The organism is Chryseobacterium metallicongregator, from assembly GCF_031324065.1.
Taxonomy (GTDB): Bacteria; Bacteroidota; Bacteroidia; order Flavobacteriales; family Weeksellaceae; genus Chryseobacterium; species Chryseobacterium metallicongregator.
Genome location: NZ_JAVIXS010000020.1, coordinates 888039 through 905709, shown reverse-complemented (window position 1 = coordinate 905709; position 17671 = coordinate 888039). Strand labels below are relative to the sequence as shown.

Here is a 17671-nt window from a genome sequence, read left to right as displayed (position 1 = left end):
AAGTTACTATTATGAAGTATCTAAAAATATTGTCTGTTCTTTCTATCATGGCTGCCACACAGTCTTGTTTATCTGCAGACGAAGATCCGGTTTCGGTTCCTCCTATGACAGGATCAGAAGTAAGTGTGCAAGTTGGCGGTCCTACAGAACCTAATCAGGTTTGGATCGATTTAAGTGATTATACCAATCCTGCGGTCAATAGCAGAACAGACTGGGACCTTGGTTTTTACACTGGCGATGCTTACAGAGTGATTATGAATGGGTCTCTTGCGATGACAGTGATCAAAATACCCAATGCTTCAGACATCAGTAAAGTAAAGGAAACTGATATTTCAAGTTTAAAAGATATTGCCCAGGTAGGAACATTTGATGCTGCCAACATGAAATACGTTGACAATCCGAACGGAGACTTCTTAAATCAAACTTCAGGAATTGATCCAATCAAAGAAAATGATGTTGATAATCCTGTCTATTTGATCAATCTGGGAAGAGAAATACCTTCTGCTGCCAATATCGGAGCTGGTTCTGTTTCATTGTCCGGTGATCCGAGAGGATGGAAAAAAATTCAGATCCTGAGAGCTCAGAATGGATATAAAATCCGTTATGCCGATGTGAATGCAACAGGAACAGATATCAAAGAATATCTTATTACGAAAGATACAGAATACAACTTCTCATTCTTCAACCTGAAAACAGGAACTCCTGTAAAAATTCAGCCTAAGAAGAAAAAATGGGATCTGGTCTTCACAACATTTACCAATGAAGTATTCATGGGACCTACTACCAGTGCCGGAAGTTATTTTTATGCTGACTTTGTAGCAACGAATACCCTGAATGGTGTGGGAGCTTATCAGGTAACGGTTACAGGAAGTCTTGATGCTGCTTACAATGCATTTAAACTGAAAGATGTAGAGGCTGCAAAATTTGTTTTCAATGACCAGAGAGCGATTGGTGATAAATGGAGAACCACTACCGGTACAGCATCCAATCCTGTTCCTTTTGTGTACGCAGACCGTTTCTTTGTTTTGAAAGATGCTGAAGGTTTTTATTTCAAGCTGAGATTCAATACCATGAAAAATACAAAAGGAGAAAGAGGATACACCAATTTTGAATTCGAACCTTTATAAATAATCAAATAATAGTATATCATGAAAAAATTCATCCTTGCAGCTTCTGTACTTGTAGCAGTATATTCTTGCAAAAAAGCAGAAGCAGGAGCAAAAGAAAATACTACAGAAACTACTTCTGAAGCACCAAAAACCAACAATAAAATAGTAACACTGAACGGAGGAATTACTGAAATCGTAGCTGCTTTAGGCCACGAAAAAGAAATCGTTGCAACAGATGTTACCAGTACTTATCCTGCCTCTTTAAAAGCAACAGCTAAAGATTTAGGACACATGAGATCAATGACGATTGAGCCGATCATGGCTGTAAACCCTACTTTGATTCTGGCTTCTGATAAAGATATCAACCCGGAACTAATGGGGAAAATCAAATCTTCAGGTATTAAAACAGAAGTTTTCAAACAGGAATACACCGTTGACGGAACTAAGAAACTGATTGAACAAGTAGCAAAAGCGATCGGAAATACAGATTATCAGAAATTAAACGATAAAATTGATGCTGATCTTAAACAGGTACAGCCTATTGCTAAAAAACCAAAAGTATTGTTCATCTATGCCAGAGGAAATATGCTGATGGTAAGCGGTAAAAATACCCCAATGGCTTCATTAATTACCCTTGCAGGAGGAGAAAATGCAGTCACTGATTTTGAAGATTTCAAACCATTAACACCGGAAGCCGTTGTAAAAGCTAATCCTGATGTATTGTTCTTCTTTGAAACTGGTTTACAGGGCGCAGGAGGAAATGAAGGTGCGCTAAAAATGCCGGGAGTATCTCAGACCAATGCAGGGAAAAACAAGAAAATCATTGCTATGGACGGAGGTTTAGTATCAGGTTTCGGACCAAGAGTAGGAGAAGCAGCAGTAGGATTAAACAAACTTTTAATTGAAAGCACAAAGTAAACTATACTTTTATCTTATTATAAGTGCGGTACTGCTTATCATTATAGCAGTACTGTCACTTAATACAGGGGTTTATGATTTTGGAGATAACTCTCCGTTCAGGGCACTCTGGCAATTTATAAAAGGAGATCCCCATTTATCATTGAGTGATAAATATGTGATTTGGGACGTAAGAGCAGCCAGAATTATCATGGCTATTTTAGTAGGAAGTATGTTGTCGGTTTCAGGGACGAGTCTTCAGGGACTTTTCAAGAATCCTCTGGCAACAGGAGATTTAATAGGACTTACATCAGGAGCAACGTTGCTGGCAGCTATTGCGATTGTTTTAGGAGGTCATTTCAAAGAATATCTTCCTGAAGCTGTACAATTTTCACTGGTAGGAATAGCAGCTTTTATAGGTTCTTTTTTATCAATGATGTTGGTGTACAGAATTTCAACAAGCGGAGGAAAAACCAATGTGGTGATGATGTTGCTTACCGGAGTTGCGATAACAGCGATCGGCTTTTCGATAACAGGCTTTTTAATCTATATCTCAAAAGATGAACAGCTTAGAGATCTTACTTTTTGGAATTTAGGAAGTCTGGCAGCCGCTACATGGACGAAGAATATCATTCTGGCCATTGTTGCAATTATTGCTTACATTATTTTACTTCCAAAAGGAAAAGCATTGAACGCAATGATGCTGGGAGAGAAAGATGCACAACATTTGGGAATCAATGTGGAAAAACTGAAAAAGCAGATTATTATCATCGTGGCATTGATGGTTGGTAGCTGTGTGGCATTCTCAGGAACAATTGGTTTTGTAGGTCTTATTGTACCTTATATTTTAAGATTGTTATTCAAATCCAATTATGCTTTTATTTTGCCATTGTCAGCTATGTGTGGAAGTATTTTGTTATTGACGGCAGATACCTTCAGCAGAAGTATTGTAGCACCGTCAGAACTACCGATCGGGATTTTAACTGCCTTAATGGGAGGACCTATTTTTATCGCTATTTTGGTTAAATTTAAAAAATCACTGTAATGATCAAGGCACACCAGATTAATTATAAACATAAAGAATTTCGTATCCTGGACGGGGTAGATGTCTCTCTGGAATACGGTGAATTTCTGGCTATTGTAGGACCCAACGGAGCAGGGAAGTCAAGCCTTCTGAGCGTATTGGCAGATGAAGTGAAATCCGGCAATAACAAAGTTTTATTTAAAGATAAACCAATCAGAGAATGGAATATCAGAGAGCTTTCCAAACACAAAGCAAAGTTTTCACAACATAACAGCAACGATATTCCGCTTGAGGTGAAGGATGTAATCATGATGGGAAGATATCCGTATTTTGATGCCCAACCCGGAAAAGAAGACCTTGAAGCCATGAACAATATGATGTACGAAACTGATATTTTTCATCTTAAAGAAAGAGAATACAATACACTTTCAGGAGGAGAAAAACAACGTGTACACCTATCAAGAGTAATGGCACAGCTTGAAAATGAAATTGCGCATAAGCTGGTTTTTCTGGACGAGCCTTTGAATAATTTGGATATAAAACATCAGTACAAAGCATTGGAAATTATCAAAAATTTCACCAAAAAAGCCAACAGTGCTATTGTTGTTTTACATGATCTGAACCTTGCTGCACAGTTTGCAGATAAGATTTTATTAATGAAATCAGGACAGGTTTCCGCCTATGGAACACCAGAGGAAGTTTTTACTGAAGAAAATATCAGCAATGCTTATAACTTTCCCTGTACCATCTGCGGACATCCTATTACCAATAACCCAATGATCATTTTTGGATAACCATGGAAAAAGACGAACTCAAAATTCTCGCACAGAATCTTGCTAATCCTCAGGGTGAAAAAGGCATCGAGATTGGTGAAATGATGAATGCTACCAACATTAGCATGACGTTAGAAAGCATCAAAACACTTGTGATAGACGATGAGCAACAGATTCTTGAAATAGGACACGGAAATGCTGCCCATCTGAAAAGCTTAATGAGTCTTGCTAAAAACCTCAGATATACAGGAATTGATATTTCTGAGACCATGCACAATGAAGCTAAAAGGCTCAATAAAGAATTTGAAAGCGAAGCAGATTTTGTTCTGTATGAAGGCAAAAGGCTTCCTTTTCGGGATAAATCTTTTGATAAAATATTCACTGTAAACACGGTATATTTCTGGGAAAATCCGGTAGAATTTCTAAATGAGATCTACAGAGTTTTAAAAGATGACGGAACATTCGTTCTTACGTTTGGACAAAGAGTGTTCATGGAAAAGCTGCCGTTTACGGAATATGATTTTACCTTGTACAGCAATAACGAAATGGAAGAACTGGTCTCCAAAAGCCAATTTAAAAGAATGAAAACTTCTGAAAGAGAAGAAGAAATAAAAAGTAAAACAGGAAACGAAACAATACGAAGAATTTATACAATTTTAACCATAAAAAAGTAAAGTAATGAGCACATTAGTTAATGATTTAAAGGAAAAATGGGAAGCTCTGAAAGCAGAAAATCCACATATCAGAATAAGAAATGCAGCAGCACAGTTAGAAGTAAGTGAGGCAGAATTATTGGCAACAAGCATTGGAGAAGGCGTTACGGTCCTGAACCCGGATTTCCAGGGAATCCTTACAGAAGCTGAGCAATTAGGAAAAGTAATGGCTCTTACCCGTAATGATGAGTGTGTTCATGAAAGAAAAGGAACTTATCTGAACGGAGATTTCAGCAGCCCTCATGCACAGCTTTTTGTGGGTGAAGATATCGATCTTAGAATTTTCCTTAACCACTGGAAATTTGCTTTTGCAGTATTGGAAGGAGAGAAGAAAAGCCTTCAGTTTTTCGGAAAAGATGGTCTGGCACTTCACAAGATTTATCTGACGAAAGACAGTAATGAAGCTGCTTTCGATGCGATCGTAGAAAAATTCAGAGCAGAAGATCAGAATCAGACGCTGACTTTTGAAGCAGTAGCTCCAAAACAGGCTGAAAAAGCTGATTCAGACATTGATGTGGAAGGTTTCAAAAAAGCATGGACAGAATTGAAAGATACTCATGATTTCTTCATGATGACCAGAAAATATGGAGTAAGCAGAACGCAGGCATTAAGATTGGCTCCGGAAGGGTTTGCAAAGAAAATTGATAACGCTAAAGTAGTGAACATCCTTGAAGATGCTTCTGAAAAAAATACACCGATTATGGTTTTCGTTGGAAACAGAGGAATCATTCAGATCCATACAGGAAATGTGAAGAAAACACTTTGGCATCAACAATGGTTCAACGTGATGGATCCTGATTTCAACTTACACCTTGATGTAACAAAAATTGCTGAAGCATGGATCGTGAAAAAACCAACTGAAGACGGAGAAGTAACCGCTATCGAAGTATTTAACAATGAAGGAGACTTCATCGTTCAGTTCTTCGGAAAAAGAAAGCCTGGAATTCCTGAGCTTCAGGAGTGGAAGGACCTTGTAGCTGCATTAGAGAAATAATAATTAGATGATTTGAATGGGACCGTTTTGTTTGTAAAATTCAAAGCGGTCTTTTTTATGACAAGTAATCTGCAGCTACCAGAATATTTGTGTAATTTGGGATTAAATATAAAATATAATGAAGAATATTTTCATAGCGATACTTTTTGCCGGTTTCTGTTCATTAAAGGCACAGGACTTAAAAGCGTATCAATTTTATGATAAAAAAGGAAAAGAAGTAAAGACGGAAAAGCTGGTAAAAGAACTTTCAGATTATGATGTCGTCTTTTTTGGTGAGAATCATAATAGTTCTGTCAATCACTGGCTTCAGCTTAAAATTACAGAAGCATTGTTTGCCAAAAAGAACGGTCAGCTGATCTTAGGAGCAGAAATGTTTGAAAGAGATAATCAGAGTCAACTGGATCAATATTTAAATGGGAAATTTGATGCTAAAACTTTGAAAGATTCTGCCCGTTTATGGAACAATTATGCAACAGATTACAAGCCTCTGGTAGATTTTGCTAAGGATAAAAAGTTGAATTTTATTGCTACCAATATCCCAAGAAGATATGCCTCTCAAACGGCAAAAGAAGGCCTTGAATCCTTAAATAAATTAAGCGAAAAAGAGAAAACTTACATTGCTCAGCTGCCTATCAAAGTAACGTTAGATACTCCTGGATATCCAGAGATGAAAAAGATGATGGGAGACCATGCCGAAGGAACAAGAGTGATGAATTTCATTTCAGCGCAGGCTACAAAAGATGCTACAATGGCTGAATCTATCCTGAAAAACTTCCAGGCCGGAAAAACATTCATCCATTACAACGGAAACTATCACAGTAAAGAATTTGGGGGAATCTATTGGTACATCAAACAGAAAAATCCTAACCTGAAAATGGCGGTAATTTCTGTTTTTGAATCAGACGATCCTGAACTGAAAGTTCCAGCCAAAGACTATATCCCGACAGATTTCAATCTGATTATTCCGGGTGACATGACGAAGACTTTTTAAACTATTAAAAGACAAAAATATTCAATAGAAACGGGCTAAAGCCCGTTTATTTTTTTATCAACTTCTATTGGCTTTAGCCAAAACTTAAATTCATGGATTAATAATCATTTTTATTCTACAATATTTACCTTTGTTCTATATTCAAAAAATATGAAGAAATTACCTATCCTGCTGATCTTTTTTACCGGACTGTTCACTGCACAAAAACTAACTTCCCATGAGCTTTCCATCATCAATCAGGGAGATGTAAATGCTGCATTACCCATCTATCAGACTACGGACAATAATCAGCATCAAACATTGCTGAATACTTCTTCAGAAGCAGATCCTCTTGATCCCAATACAGCTGTTCTGGTAAAAAGAATGAAAGAATCCCTTCTTTCAACAGATGGTGGAGTAGGAATTGCGGCTCCTCAGGTTGGAATTAACAGAAAGATCATCTGGGTACAGCGTTTTGATAAGGAAGGAACTCCGCTGGAATATTTTATCAATCCGGTAATTGTATGGCGTTCTGACTTGCAGAATCTTGGTCCTGAAGGTGATTTGTCTATTCCCGATTTCAGAGATCAGTTTTACAGAAGCAAAGTCATTCAGCTGGAATATGTTGATCTCAAAGGACAGAAATATTCAGAAATTGTAGAAGGTTTTACAGCAGTTATTTTTCAACATGAAATCGACCATCTTTTCGGAATTCTGATTTCCGATAAAAAAGAAAAAGAGAAAAATGATTCCTATAAAAAAGTAGATGCCTATCAGAAAAATGATGTAATGAAAGACAGAAGGTAATGATGAATTACAAGTGATGAATGATGATAAGTTGTTATAAGGTTAAGTACATTTCTGTTTTCTAACCATATTTTATAATAAAATCTTCTCCATCTTCATAATCTGCGGGATACACATAAGTAATTACCCCGATATCTGATTGTAAAACTTCTTTTAGCTTATTGAAGTACATATCCCTTTTCTCTACCGTCGTATCCACTGTTAAGCTCATGATAAGCCTGTCATCATCTGTAATATTAGCGCCCACCATTATTTTGTCCGGATTATCATGATATTTATTCCAGTAAAAAGTTTGGTCAAGGGCAGGGTTTTCGATGAAATAACCAACCATTTCGTCTTCTGTTTTAAAAATATATTTTTTATCATGCCTTGGGTAGGTATAATTAAGATTTAATTTTTCATAACCGGGAAGGAAGGTGTTCAGAACGAGATCTATTGTCTTTTTTGATTTTTGTCCTGCATATACCTGACAAACAATATCTATAATGATTTCCATCAGGCAAAATTACTCTATTTTATACAAAATTATTAGCTGAATAATCAATTACAATAATAATCATCTGAGAAATCTGTGGGAAAATAAAATAAAAAGGAGCTGTTTCCATGGAAACAGCTCCTTTCGTTATAACTATGCTTAAAAAAAATTGGATTAATCGTTGTTGGTTACTGCAAGCTTCACCTCCATATTATTTCGGGTAGCATTAGAGTAAGGGCAGATCTGGTGTGCCTTTTCTGTCAAAGCCTGTGCTTCTTCAAGAGAAACTCCGGGAATGTTAACATCTAATTCTGCAGCCAGTCCGAAACCTCCATTCTCAAGTTGGCCTATGCTTACCTGAGCAGTAACTGTTGTTTCTCCGGTTTTCACTTTAGAAAGACTGATGACCCTGTTCAGAGCACTGTCGAAACATGCAGAATATCCTGCTGCAAAAAGCATTTCAGGATTGGCAAAATCATCATTTGCTCCTCCCAGACCTTTTGGCAATCTTACATCAAGTTCCAAAACTCCGTTTTCACTTTTCACATGTCCGTTTCTGCCTCCTTTTGCAGTAACCTGAGTGGTATATAATGTTTTCATTTATTTTTCTATTTTGTTTAATATTTTTAGTACTGTGTCTTTAAGGTGCAGCAGCTCCTCCGGTTGTATCCCCAGTTTTTCCTGAATTTTTCCCGGAATTTCACAAGCCTTCTGCTGAAGCTGTTTTCCTGCTTCGTCTAAAAATACTTCAACCACTCTTTCGTCCTCTTTTTTTCTTTTTCTGTTAATAAATCCTTTAGATTCCAGCCTTTTAAGAAGAGGGGTTAACGTACCACTGTCCAGATACAGTTTTTCTCCGATATGGGTTACCGTAAGTCCGTCACCATCCCATAATATCATCATCACAAGATACTGCGGATACGTAATGCCCAGTTCATCAAGAAAAGGACGGTAAAGCCCTGTAATCTCTTTGGCAATTACATATAACGGGAAGCAAATCTGGTTTTCTAGTTTGGGTGTTTTCGGATTTTCCATAATTTTTGAGTACGAAAGATTCGATGAAGGTATTACTTTTTTATGATAAATTCATCCATTGGAATTCTGACTTTTTTCATAGAAGAAAGCCAGTCATTAGCTTCGTCACGGTATCCAAGATATAAAAGAGTTACACTTTTTAATCCTAGTTCTTTCAATCCCAATACTTCATCCACCACAGCATTGTTGAAACCTTCTGCAGGAGTACTGTCAATTTTAAGTTCTGCAGCCTGTGCAAGAGCAATTCCTAAGGCAATATAAGTCTGACGGGCAGTATGGGCAAAATGCTCTTCAGCAGTCTGTGCTCCGTACATTTTTTTGATGGTGTCAGTATAGCTGCCGAAACGTCCTCTCGGAAGGTCTCTTACATCGGTATGATAATCGTAAACTTTGTCAATTTTTTCATTAGAATAACTGTTCCATGCTGCAAAGACCAAAACGTGAGAAGAATCTCTCATTACTTCAGGGTTTAAAGCACCTGCTACCATTTTTTCTTTCAGTTCCTGGTTTTCCACTACAATGATTCGGAAAGGCTGCAATCCGGATGAAGTAGGAGCTAGTCTTGCTGATTCTAAAATAGTATTAAGGTCTTCCTGTGAAACTTTTTTGGTAGGATCATAAGCTTTTACAGCGTGTCTCCAGTTTAAATTTTCTATTAATGACATTTTTATTTTGTTTTTAAATTAAACTACTTTGTGTTTTATCACCTCTATTTTAATGTTGAAGTAAATTAACAGTACAAATGTACGTTCAATTTAATTGTGCGCAATTTAATTTTGAAAGATTTTATTGATGGCAATTATTGATAAACTTAAAAAGGTAATAAATGAAGATGATAATGAGAAATTTTTTAGTTTCAGTTTTAATCATTTCAGCATGATTCGGATTTTTTCAAAGCCTTTGAATTCCAATCTTTGCCATAGAATTTTAAACTAAAAACAATGCAAAGATTTAAAAACAAAACGGCCTTAATTACGGGAGGAACCAATGGAATGGGTTTGGCTACCGCTCAGAAATTTATAGAAGATGGAGGAAGAGTGATTATTACAGGGAGAAGTGAAGAAACAGTGAATAATGCTTTGGAAAAGCTTGGAGAAGATGCTTTCGGGATTGTATCCAATGCAGGAAATATAAAAGATCTGATGAATCTTCAGCAGGAAGTCAGAAAATATTCAGAGCATATTGATATGGTCTTTGCCAATGCGGGATACGGAAGATTTGCTCCGGTGGAATATGTAGATGAAAACCAGTTTGATGAGCTTTTTAATATGCTGGTAAAAGGCCCTTTTTTTACAGTACAGCAGGTATTACCATTGATGAAAAGAGGAAGTTCCGTTATTTTCAATACTTCAGTAGCTACGGAAATTGCCATGCCTAATTTTTCAGTCTATTCTGCAGCCAAATCAGCAGTACAATCGTTCATAAAAACTTTTGCAGTGGAACTTACAGAACGTGGCATCCGCGTCAACGGAGTGAGCCCAGGGCATATTAAAACCAATATTTTTAATAATACAGGCTTAACGGGAGAGCAGATTGAAAGTGCCATTGATGATATTATTCCTACTATCCCTTTTAAAAGGCAGGGTGAACCGTCAGAAATAGCCAATGTAGTTCTGTTTCTCGCTTCAGAAGAAGCTTCATATATTCACGGAGCAGAAGTGAAAGTGGATGCCGGGATTTCTGTGATCAGATAATCCGGATTATTTGACCTCTTTAATTTCTTTGATGATATTAGTTTTATTTTCAATACCGATATTATAGGTCTTACCTTTTTTTAAGCTTTGGGTTGCTTTTTCCATTAGGCTTTTGTATTCCGGTGATTTTTTTGAAAGATAAAAAACCTGTGCACTAATTCCAATAGCGACACGCACCACTTCATTCGGTTTATCGGGATCTTCCATGATGTTGGAAATTGTGGCATTATTGTACCATGTCAAGTTCTGTGAACTGGAATTACCGGAACAGGATGTAATCATAATAAATAGTAATAGTAGATAGGACCAGGCTTTCATAATAAAAGAGATTAAGTAAAAAGCTCCTGCAATATATCAAAATACATGCAGGAGCTCTATATAAATTAGTTAAAATCCACAGCTTGCTACACTAGGTGCTGGGGAAGGAGAACATCCTGACAGGGATGAGAATATGTTTAATACACAGTTGGTATTTACATAATTGTTATCATATAATAAAGATCCTGATGGACTTCTGTAGTATACGTTTCCTGCTGTATTGGCATAAGAAGAAACAGAAGCAGATCCACAGCTTGTATTGGTACATGCAGCTCTCCATGCAGCGTCAGTTACAGGTCCGCTGGAGAATAATGATGGGTCAATGATTCTTTTTTCAACAATTCCTGAAGCATTTTTGAAGCTTACCAAAATGGCTACGTGATATACCCACGAAACGCAGCATGTTCCTGTAGATGCTCTAAGGTTACCATACACGAATTGTTTTTCACAGTCATAACCTGCATTCAAAAGGATTTGTCTCATTTTGTGTGCTCTTGCATAGCAGCCATCCACAGGATATCTGAATGTGATACATGGTGAAGATGCCGTAGAAGTTCCACAAGACTGGTTTTTAATCTGCGTAAATAAGCTGTTCAGTGTTGCCAGATTAGGAATAACACTCATTACTTTTTTGCTGTCTCCTCTCTCTTCTTTATTGAAAACAGATTTGAAATAACGGATGTCATCAGCTGTTGCTTTTTCAACCTTTGCAATTTCATTAGAATTAGCTTTCAGAAAAATCTGAACAGGCGTTTCATTTTCTACAGCTTCTTTGATCATGGAGATAAATCCCGCATTTTCTTTGGTATCCTTAATTTGATAAGGTTGAGCGGAAACCATAAAGGAAACTCTAAATTTTCCATCTTCTTTTTCAATCCCTACCGGAACAGTTTTACCAAAGTCTTTCATTGCGATTTCATTAGACTCTTTAGCAACAAGATTGGGATCCTGATTGGCACCTGAATCCGAACAGGCATTGAATGACAGCATCGTCACGAATACCATCATGGATAACAGAAATTTTTTCATAGTTTTTATATTTTGGTGGTTAATTTTCAGTGAACTTTTTAACTGTAATAGTTCACTATTTTGTGAGATTAAAAGTAATAAAAATTAAAATACATGCAAGAGTTTTTTTTGAAAAAAATAAATAATTCTGTTGTTTTATTGATTTTATGATATTGAAAAGGCATAAAAATGATAATTTTTATAGAGATGTTCAGGGAAAATAGAAAATTATTAAAATAATATTTTTTTGATTCTTGCAGTCTGAATTCCTACGGAATAGACAAGTTGGATGGATAATTTATCACTAAAATGCGGATGTTTTTAGTACGTATCTTTTCTTTACTCGCTTTGTCATTCTGTAGGAATCTGAACTCCTATTTTATCTTCATTCATTATCACAAGCTTTCTGTGTCTGGATTCCTGCGGAATGACAAACGTTGTGGATAGTCTAAGCGAATAAAATAACATTATCATATAATAAACCCGGTTTCAACTATTGAAACCGGGTTTATTATATTGTAAGTAAACTTGACTATTTGTAAATCAGTTCTGCCTGAAATACCTCTGCAAAATGTTTTCTGATCTTAGCCTTGAGTTCCTCCATTTCTTCAGGAGTTAATTCTCTTTCAAGTTCTCTTTTTAAAGAAGTAACCTGCTTGTCTTTGATTCCACACGGAATGATGTATTCAAAATAACGCATATCCGTATTTACATTCAGTGCAAAACCGTGCAGGGTAACCCAACGGGAAGCTTTCACTCCCATAGCACACATCTTTCTTGCATAGGGTTTTCCTACATCCAGCCATACTCCTGTTTCTCCAGGTGAGCGTTCTCCTTTAATCCCATATTCGGCAATGGTTCTGATGATTACTTCTTCCAGATTCCTCATATATAAATGAATATCAGTGAAAAAGTTTTCAAGATCCAGAATAGGGTAGCCTACAACCTGTCCGTACCCATGATACGTAATATCTCCGCCACGGTTTACTTTTACGAAAGTAGCATCAATTTCTTTCAGCTTATCAATACCGGCCAACATATTTTCTTCGTGCCCGCTTTTTCCCAAAGTATACACGTGAGGGTGCTCTACAAAAAGAAGGTGATTGGGCGTAGTACTATGCTCCTCTGCAGGAAGATCCCTGTTTTTTATTTTGGTGTCAATGATATTTTTCATCAGCTGTTCCTGATAATCCCAGGCTGGCTGATATTCTTTGACTCCTAAATCTTCAAATTCTACTGCTTTATTTAGATTTGTATTCATTTCAATTTTTGATATACAAATTTAGTGATTTTTACCCTTTTATGGAATGGATAAAATCTATAGCACTTTTCTTCCAGTCTCTATCCTGAAGCAGGATATTTACAAAGGCTGTTCCGATAATACCACCGTCTGCTTTTTCTGTAACATTTTCAAAATCTTTTTTCGATTTGATCCCAAACCCAATCATCACCGGATTTTTGAGTGGAAGAGAAGCTACCCTGGAAAGGTAGTCCTCATTTTTTACAACGGCATTTTCATTACCTGTTGTAGAAGAAGAGCTTACTGCATACAGAAAACCTGAACTTAAAGAATCCAGATAAATCATCCTTTCATCGGACGTTTCCGGAGTTATCAGAAAAGTGAAATTAAGATTATACCGCTTTAAAATATGTTGATAATTTTTCTCAAACTCAATAGGAGGAAGGTCTGGAAGGATCAATCCTGAAACACCACTTTCCGAACATGCTGCACAGAATTTCTCAAATCCGAAACTTAAAACAGGATTGATGTATCCCATCAGGATAATCGGAATTTTGATTTCATCTTTGATGGCTTTCAGTTGAGATAAAAGCTTTTCGATAGTCATTCCGTTTTGTAAAGCAAGCTCGTGCGCTTTCTGGATCACGGGTCCGTCTGCCACAGGATCAGAATAAGGCATTCCGATTTCGATCATATCTGCTCCGGAATCCTGAATCAGTTTTATAATATCAGCGGTATCTTCCAGATGAGGAATTCCTGCTGTGAAGTATATATTTAGTTTTTTCATTTTTTATTGTATTAAAGTATAATGTACAAAGTATAATGTATTGAAAGTTAAGATAGGAAATACATTGTACATTTTACATCCGACATTTTACAGATTTTTCAAATACGTTTCCATATCCTTATCTCCACGGCCGCTCAGACAAATAACGACAACATCATTTTCATTAAATTTTTTCTTGTCCAGAACAGCCAGCGCATGAGAACTTTCCAGTGCCGGAATAATTCCTTCCAGTCGGGTCAGCTCAAAAGCACATTGTAAGGCTTCATCATCATTAATACTAAAGAATTCGGCTCTTTTCTCTTTAAATAAATGGGCATGGAAAGGTCCGATTCCAGGGTAATCCAGTCCTGCGGAAATAGAGTGGGGCTCTATCACCTGTCCGTCTTCCGTCTGCATCACAAGGCTTTTGCTTCCATGAAGAACTCCAAGCGTTCCTAAAAAGGTAGTTGCAGCAGATTTTCCAGAATCTACACCCAATCCTCCGGCTTCAGCAGCAATGATTTTTACCTCTTTTTCTTCTACAAAATGATAAAAAGTTCCCGCAGCATTACTTCCTCCACCTACACAGGCAATCACATAATCTGGGTTTTCTCTTCCAATTTTCTCTTGAAGCTGTTCTTTAATTTCTTTTGAAATAATACTTTGAAATCTTGCCACCAGATCCGGAAAAGGATGAGGTCCCACAACGCTTCCAATCACATAATGAGTGGTCACAGGATTGTTGATCCAGTCTCGTAATGCTTCATTCACCGCATCTTTCAGCGTTTTTGAACCTGAAGTAGCTGCTACAACTTCGGCACCCAGCATTTTCATTCTTGCAACGTTTGGGGCCTGTCTCTGAATATCAATTTCTCCCATATAGACGATACACTCCAGCCCCAGTAAAGCACATGCTGTAGCGGTAGCAACACCATGTTGTCCTGCTCCGGTTTCAGCAATAATCCTTGTTTTTCCAAGACGTTTTGCCAGTAAAACCTGTCCCAGAGCATTATTGATCTTGTGAGCTCCGGTATGGTTGAGATCTTCCCGCTTCAAATAGATCTGTGTCTGGTATTTTTGACTTAAGTTTTTAGCAAAATAGAGTGGAGTAGCTCTTCCTACATAATTTTTCAGCAAATCCTGATATTCAGCCTGAAAATCTTCAGATTCTATGATTTCAAGATAGTTTTTTTGCAGTTCTTCTACATTAGGATAGAGCATTTCGGGGATGAAAGCACCTCCAAACTCTCCATAATATCCGTTTTCATCGGGGTTTTTATAATTCATTTTTTTATTCTTTAATAGTTAAATAAGCATTGTTTTGTGCACTCAGCTGGTTCAGTAGTTTTTTTCTTTCCTGTGAAGTATGAAAAATCAAAATATCATCATCTTCAGAATTTACCCACTCCGAACCGATACTTTCTTTGATCATTTTGGCTTTGTCGTGGAGAATTTCTATATCACATTTTTCATAAAAGGAACGGAGATCTGAATGACAGAAACCAATCGTTTCCAAATTTCTCCGAATGACGTTTTCCTTGAAATTCTTTACCAAAGCTGCACCATATCCTTTCTTTTTATGAGTGGCTACAAGTCCTACAGCTTCTGCAAAAGTATATGCTGTGTCTGCTATTTGTAAGGTAAAATCAAAATTTACCCTCAAAACTGCCAATATATTTTCATCTTTATCCATCAGAAAATGAAATTCCGAATCTTTGAAAAACATCCGGAAATAGGGAGATTTCATGGTGTTCCATGCAGAAATGTCCCAAAGTTCAAGAATATGTTTTATCTCGGTTTCCGTTAGATCTTTTGTTTCTTTTATCTGATATTTCATGGGTTTAAACTATTAATAAATGTGAGGTGATAATCGTGCTGTTGTTTAGTAATCAGTTTTTTATAATATAATAGTTCTATTTTGTGCATTAAATCAATTAAGGTTGCTTTATCTATTTTCGACTGATACATGGTAATGGCAATTTCCAGATTGTCAATCAGATAATAAGGATCGGAATCTTCGTAAAGCAGAAATATTTTAGCATAAATCAGTCCCAAGTCATATTTTATACTTGATCTGACATGGGTTTCCAAAAATTTATCTGAAATAATGACCAGATAATAGCTGTTCCATAAGCTGATTCTTTCAAAAAAATACTGAATATCACTTTCTTCAAAATCTTTTATAATACAAATGAAATCGGACAATAATCCACCCACTTCCCAATGTTCTGTAGTACTGTCGTTCTGGGCAACAAAGTGGTATAGATCCTGTATTTTTTCATTCCCAAATTTGGGTGGAAATAATGTTTTATAAAATGTCTTCTTTAGCAAATGTATATTCATCCTTGTGTGTTTTTATGTGTTATTTATTTTGCTGATATAAAGTTTTAAACTTTTTTATGCTGTTAATATTTTTATTTCCGGGCTCTGTTTCAAATTTAGAATTGATATCCAAAGCAAAAGGCTGTTGTTTCAATGTATTAATATTCCCTATATTTTCCTCAGAAATACCGCCGCTTAAAAAGTAGGGCAGTGGAATTTCAAATTCATTCAGAATATTCCAGTCGAATTGTTTTCCCGTTCCACCAAAGGCTTTGCTGTCAGTATCGAATAGGTAGTAGGTAACAGGTTGCAGGTTGGAGGAAAGAGTTTGTGCTATTTTATCTTTGTTGTCAGAATCAATATTTCCTATTCTAATTGCTTTAATGATTCCAACCTTAGGATTCAGTTTTTGTCTTAGTTCAGCAATAAAATCATTATTTTCATCACCATGAAGCTGTACAAAATTTAAATCTGCGTGCTGAACGATCTTTACAATGATATCTACTTCTTCATTGACAAAAACGCCCACTTTTCCCTGATGATCAATGGTTGATATCTCTTCCAGCCTCAGATGATTCAAAACATATCTCGGTGATTTTTTGTACAAGATGAAACCAAGAAAATCTACTTTCATAGAAATCAATTCCTGAATCTGATCCGGTTTTGTAAGACCGCATACTTTAAGTTGAGGTGGCAGGTTTGAGGTTGTAGGTTTGAGGTTCATCGTTGATTATTTTAAATTTGAGACGCGAATTCTTCAAAAGCTTTGGCCGGATCTGTATTTTTCATGAAATATTCTCCCATCAGGAAACTGTCAAATCCTTTTTCTTTTAAAAATTGGAAATCTTCAAGGCTGTAAATACCACTTTCTGCAACAGATAAAACTTCTTTTGGAAGCTGGTTTTTCAACTGAACCGAATGCTGCAGATCCACCTTGAAATCTTTAAGATTCCTGTTATTAATACCAACTAAGTCGATTTTTGAATTAAAGTGCTTCAGTTCATCCTCTGTATGAATTTCCAGTAGAACCTCCATTTTCAGTTCATGAGCCAATTCTGTGAATTCTTGTACCTGAGAAGGTGAAAGGCATGAAGCAATCAGTAAAACAACATCAGCCCCAATGCTTTTAGCTTCATAAAACTGGTATTCATCAATCATGAAATCTTTTCGCAGAATCGGAATGTTAATATTATTTCTTACATCTATAACATCATTTAAATTTCCTCCGAAAAAATCATGGTCAGTCAGGATAGAAATTCCGCTGGCTCCAAAATTTTCGTAAGCATAAACTACTTCCAAAGGCTGTACACTGTTGTTTATGATTCCTTTTGAAGGAGATTGTCTTTTAAATTCAGCGATAATACCGCTCTTATTTTTAATGGATTCTTTTAGTGAATATGTTGGTCTTCCAAAAGAGGCTGTATCTTTTAATCGGTCAGGGGAAATGCGCAATTTTACAGAAGCAACTTCCTCTTTTTTTCGTTCAATAATTGTATCGAGTATCGTCATTTTTTGTGTCCAGAGTT

22 protein-coding genes are annotated in these 17671 nt (G+C 36.4%); 9 read left to right on the top strand and 13 right to left on the bottom strand.

What is annotated here, in order from left to right; genetic code table 11:
• Positions 1-11: 11 nt before the first annotated feature.
• From REB14_RS22040 to REB14_RS22005, 8 genes are all read left to right on the top strand, one after another.
• A complete protein-coding gene (locus REB14_RS22040; RefSeq protein WP_238594385.1) occupies positions 12-1127 on the top strand; it encodes an HmuY family protein in 1116 nt (371 codons plus the stop codon).
• Between the two features lie 21 nt (positions 1128-1148).
• Positions 1149-2027: a heme/hemin ABC transporter substrate-binding protein gene (locus REB14_RS22035; RefSeq protein ID WP_079241084.1), complete on the top strand. Its 879-nt coding sequence runs from the start codon at positions 1149-1151 to the stop codon at positions 2025-2027.
• A complete protein-coding gene (locus tag REB14_RS22030; RefSeq protein WP_079241085.1) occupies positions 2011-3051 on the top strand; it encodes a FecCD family ABC transporter permease in 1041 nt (346 codons plus the stop codon). The genes REB14_RS22035 and REB14_RS22030 overlap by 17 nt, the downstream gene beginning before the upstream one ends.
• Entirely contained in the window at positions 3051-3824 is a 774-nt protein-coding gene (locus REB14_RS22025; protein ID WP_309523303.1) for a heme ABC transporter ATP-binding protein, read from the top strand. Before REB14_RS22030 ends, REB14_RS22025 begins: the two co-directional genes overlap by 1 nt.
• Before the next feature lie 2 nt (positions 3825-3826).
• Positions 3827-4477 carry a class I SAM-dependent methyltransferase gene (locus REB14_RS22020; RefSeq protein ID WP_079241087.1) on the top strand — a complete coding sequence of 217 codons (651 nt, stop codon included), beginning with the start codon at positions 3827-3829 and terminating at the stop codon, positions 4475-4477.
• Positions 4478-4481: 4 nt separating this feature from the next.
• On the top strand, positions 4482-5510 hold the full coding sequence (locus REB14_RS22015) for a hemin-degrading factor (protein WP_079241088.1): 1029 nt from the start codon (positions 4482-4484) through the stop codon (positions 5508-5510).
• 118 nt (positions 5511-5628) lie between these two features.
• Positions 5629-6501 (top strand): ChaN family lipoprotein, encoded by an 873-nt coding sequence (locus REB14_RS22010; protein ID WP_309523302.1) that lies wholly within the window; start codon positions 5629-5631, stop codon positions 6499-6501.
• 150 nt (positions 6502-6651) lie between these two features.
• A complete protein-coding gene (locus REB14_RS22005; RefSeq protein ID WP_309523301.1) occupies positions 6652-7287 on the top strand; it encodes a peptide deformylase in 636 nt (211 codons plus the stop codon).
• A gap of 61 nt (positions 7288-7348) precedes the next feature.
• Here the strand turns inward: REB14_RS22005 and REB14_RS22000 are convergent, their stop codons facing one another.
• The 4 genes from REB14_RS22000 to REB14_RS21985 all read right to left on the bottom strand — a co-directional run bounded on the left by REB14_RS22000 (position 7349) and on the right by REB14_RS21985 (position 9462).
• The gene (locus REB14_RS22000) at positions 7349-7783 is read right to left on the bottom strand and encodes a hypothetical protein (RefSeq protein WP_309523300.1); all 435 of its coding nucleotides are present in this window, start codon (positions 7781-7783) and stop codon (positions 7349-7351) included.
• A 153-nt stretch (positions 7784-7936) separates the two neighbouring features.
• The gene (locus tag REB14_RS21995; protein WP_079241092.1) at positions 7937-8362 is read right to left on the bottom strand and encodes an organic hydroperoxide resistance protein; all 426 of its coding nucleotides are present in this window, start codon (positions 8360-8362) and stop codon (positions 7937-7939) included.
• Complete coding sequence (locus REB14_RS21990; protein WP_079241093.1) at positions 8363-8797, bottom strand: MarR family winged helix-turn-helix transcriptional regulator; 435 nt, start codon at positions 8795-8797, stop codon at positions 8363-8365. It abuts the gene before it with no gap.
• Positions 8798-8829: 32 nt separating this feature from the next.
• A complete protein-coding gene (locus REB14_RS21985; RefSeq protein ID WP_309523299.1) occupies positions 8830-9462 on the bottom strand; it encodes an NAD(P)H-dependent oxidoreductase in 633 nt (210 codons plus the stop codon).
• Between the two features lie 276 nt (positions 9463-9738).
• Between REB14_RS21985 and REB14_RS21980 the strand changes: the two genes are divergently transcribed.
• The gene (locus REB14_RS21980; RefSeq protein ID WP_309523298.1) at positions 9739-10491 is read left to right on the top strand and encodes an SDR family oxidoreductase; all 753 of its coding nucleotides are present in this window, start codon (positions 9739-9741) and stop codon (positions 10489-10491) included.
• 6 nt (positions 10492-10497) lie between these two features.
• On the opposite strand, the gene REB14_RS21975 is transcribed toward REB14_RS21980, so the two are convergent.
• The 9 genes from REB14_RS21975 to trpC form a co-directional block, all read right to left on the bottom strand.
• Positions 10498-10809, bottom strand: coding sequence for a hypothetical protein (locus tag REB14_RS21975; protein ID WP_145953223.1), 312 nt, complete (start codon positions 10807-10809; stop codon positions 10498-10500).
• A 69-nt stretch (positions 10810-10878) separates the two neighbouring features.
• Complete coding sequence (locus REB14_RS21970; RefSeq protein ID WP_309523297.1) at positions 10879-11838, bottom strand: protein-glutamine glutaminase; 960 nt, start codon at positions 11836-11838, stop codon at positions 10879-10881.
• Between the two features lie 511 nt (positions 11839-12349).
• Positions 12350-13078, bottom strand: a complete 729-nt coding sequence (lipB, locus tag REB14_RS21965) for a lipoyl(octanoyl) transferase LipB (RefSeq protein ID WP_079241098.1) — start codon at positions 13076-13078, stop codon at positions 12350-12352.
• Positions 13079-13109: 31 nt separating this feature from the next.
• Positions 13110-13844 (bottom strand): tryptophan synthase subunit alpha, encoded by a 735-nt coding sequence (gene trpA, locus REB14_RS21960; RefSeq protein ID WP_309523296.1) that lies wholly within the window; start codon positions 13842-13844, stop codon positions 13110-13112.
• Between the two features lie 87 nt (positions 13845-13931).
• Complete coding sequence (gene trpB, locus REB14_RS21955; protein ID WP_309523295.1) at positions 13932-15110, bottom strand: tryptophan synthase subunit beta; 1179 nt, start codon at positions 15108-15110, stop codon at positions 13932-13934.
• A 4-nt stretch (positions 15111-15114) separates the two neighbouring features.
• Positions 15115-15660 (bottom strand): GNAT family N-acetyltransferase, encoded by a 546-nt coding sequence (locus tag REB14_RS21950; RefSeq protein WP_079241101.1) that lies wholly within the window; start codon positions 15658-15660, stop codon positions 15115-15117.
• Positions 15657-16166: a hypothetical protein gene (locus tag REB14_RS21945; protein ID WP_079241102.1), complete on the bottom strand. Its 510-nt coding sequence runs from the start codon at positions 16164-16166 to the stop codon at positions 15657-15659. Before REB14_RS21945 ends, REB14_RS21950 begins: the two co-directional genes overlap by 4 nt.
• A gap of 19 nt (positions 16167-16185) precedes the next feature.
• A complete protein-coding gene (locus REB14_RS21940) occupies positions 16186-16869 on the bottom strand; it encodes a phosphoribosylanthranilate isomerase (RefSeq protein WP_309523294.1) in 684 nt (227 codons plus the stop codon).
• Between the two features lie 11 nt (positions 16870-16880).
• Positions 16881-17654 carry an indole-3-glycerol phosphate synthase TrpC gene (gene trpC / locus REB14_RS21935; RefSeq protein ID WP_309523293.1) on the bottom strand — a complete coding sequence of 258 codons (774 nt, stop codon included), beginning with the start codon at positions 17652-17654 and terminating at the stop codon, positions 16881-16883.
• Positions 17655-17671: the final 17 nt, after the last annotated feature.

Coding starts and splice junctions, on each gene's coding strand:
- REB14_RS22040 (WP_238594385.1), top strand. CDS start 12: ATGAAGTATCTAAAAATATTGTCTGTTCTTTCTATCATGGCTGCCACA.
- REB14_RS22035 (WP_079241084.1), top strand. CDS start 1,149: ATGAAAAAATTCATCCTTGCAGCTTCTGTACTTGTAGCAGTATATTCT.
- REB14_RS22025 (WP_309523303.1), top strand. CDS start 3,051: ATGATCAAGGCACACCAGATTAATTATAAACATAAAGAATTTCGTATC.
- REB14_RS22020 (WP_079241087.1), top strand. CDS start 3,827: ATGGAAAAAGACGAACTCAAAATTCTCGCACAGAATCTTGCTAATCCT.
- REB14_RS22015 (WP_079241088.1), top strand. CDS start 4,482: ATGAGCACATTAGTTAATGATTTAAAGGAAAAATGGGAAGCTCTGAAA.
- REB14_RS22010 (WP_309523302.1), top strand. CDS start 5,629: ATGAAGAATATTTTCATAGCGATACTTTTTGCCGGTTTCTGTTCATTA.
- REB14_RS22005 (WP_309523301.1), top strand. CDS start 6,652: ATGAAGAAATTACCTATCCTGCTGATCTTTTTTACCGGACTGTTCACT.
- REB14_RS22000 (WP_309523300.1), bottom strand. CDS start 7,783: ATGGAAATCATTATAGATATTGTTTGTCAGGTATATGCAGGACAAAAA.
- REB14_RS21995 (WP_079241092.1), bottom strand. CDS start 8,362: ATGAAAACATTATATACCACTCAGGTTACTGCAAAAGGAGGCAGAAAC.
- REB14_RS21990 (WP_079241093.1), bottom strand. CDS start 8,797: ATGGAAAATCCGAAAACACCCAAACTAGAAAACCAGATTTGCTTCCCG.
- REB14_RS21985 (WP_309523299.1), bottom strand. CDS start 9,462: ATGTCATTAATAGAAAATTTAAACTGGAGACACGCTGTAAAAGCTTAT.
- REB14_RS21980 (WP_309523298.1), top strand. CDS start 9,739: ATGCAAAGATTTAAAAACAAAACGGCCTTAATTACGGGAGGAACCAAT.
- REB14_RS21975 (WP_145953223.1), bottom strand. CDS start 10,809: ATGAAAGCCTGGTCCTATCTACTATTACTATTTATTATGATTACATCC.
- REB14_RS21970 (WP_309523297.1), bottom strand. CDS start 11,838: ATGAAAAAATTTCTGTTATCCATGATGGTATTCGTGACGATGCTGTCA.
- lipB (WP_079241098.1), bottom strand. CDS start 13,078: ATGAATACAAATCTAAATAAAGCAGTAGAATTTGAAGATTTAGGAGTC.
- trpA (WP_309523296.1), bottom strand. CDS start 13,844: ATGAAAAAACTAAATATATACTTCACAGCAGGAATTCCTCATCTGGAA.
- trpB (WP_309523295.1), bottom strand. CDS start 15,110: ATGAATTATAAAAACCCCGATGAAAACGGATATTATGGAGAGTTTGGA.
- REB14_RS21950 (WP_079241101.1), bottom strand. CDS start 15,660: ATGAAATATCAGATAAAAGAAACAAAAGATCTAACGGAAACCGAGATA.
- REB14_RS21945 (WP_079241102.1), bottom strand. CDS start 16,166: ATGAATATACATTTGCTAAAGAAGACATTTTATAAAACATTATTTCCA.
- REB14_RS21940 (WP_309523294.1), bottom strand. CDS start 16,869: ATGAACCTCAAACCTACAACCTCAAACCTGCCACCTCAACTTAAAGTA.
- trpC (WP_309523293.1), bottom strand. CDS start 17,654: ATGACGATACTCGATACAATTATTGAACGAAAAAAAGAGGAAGTTGCT.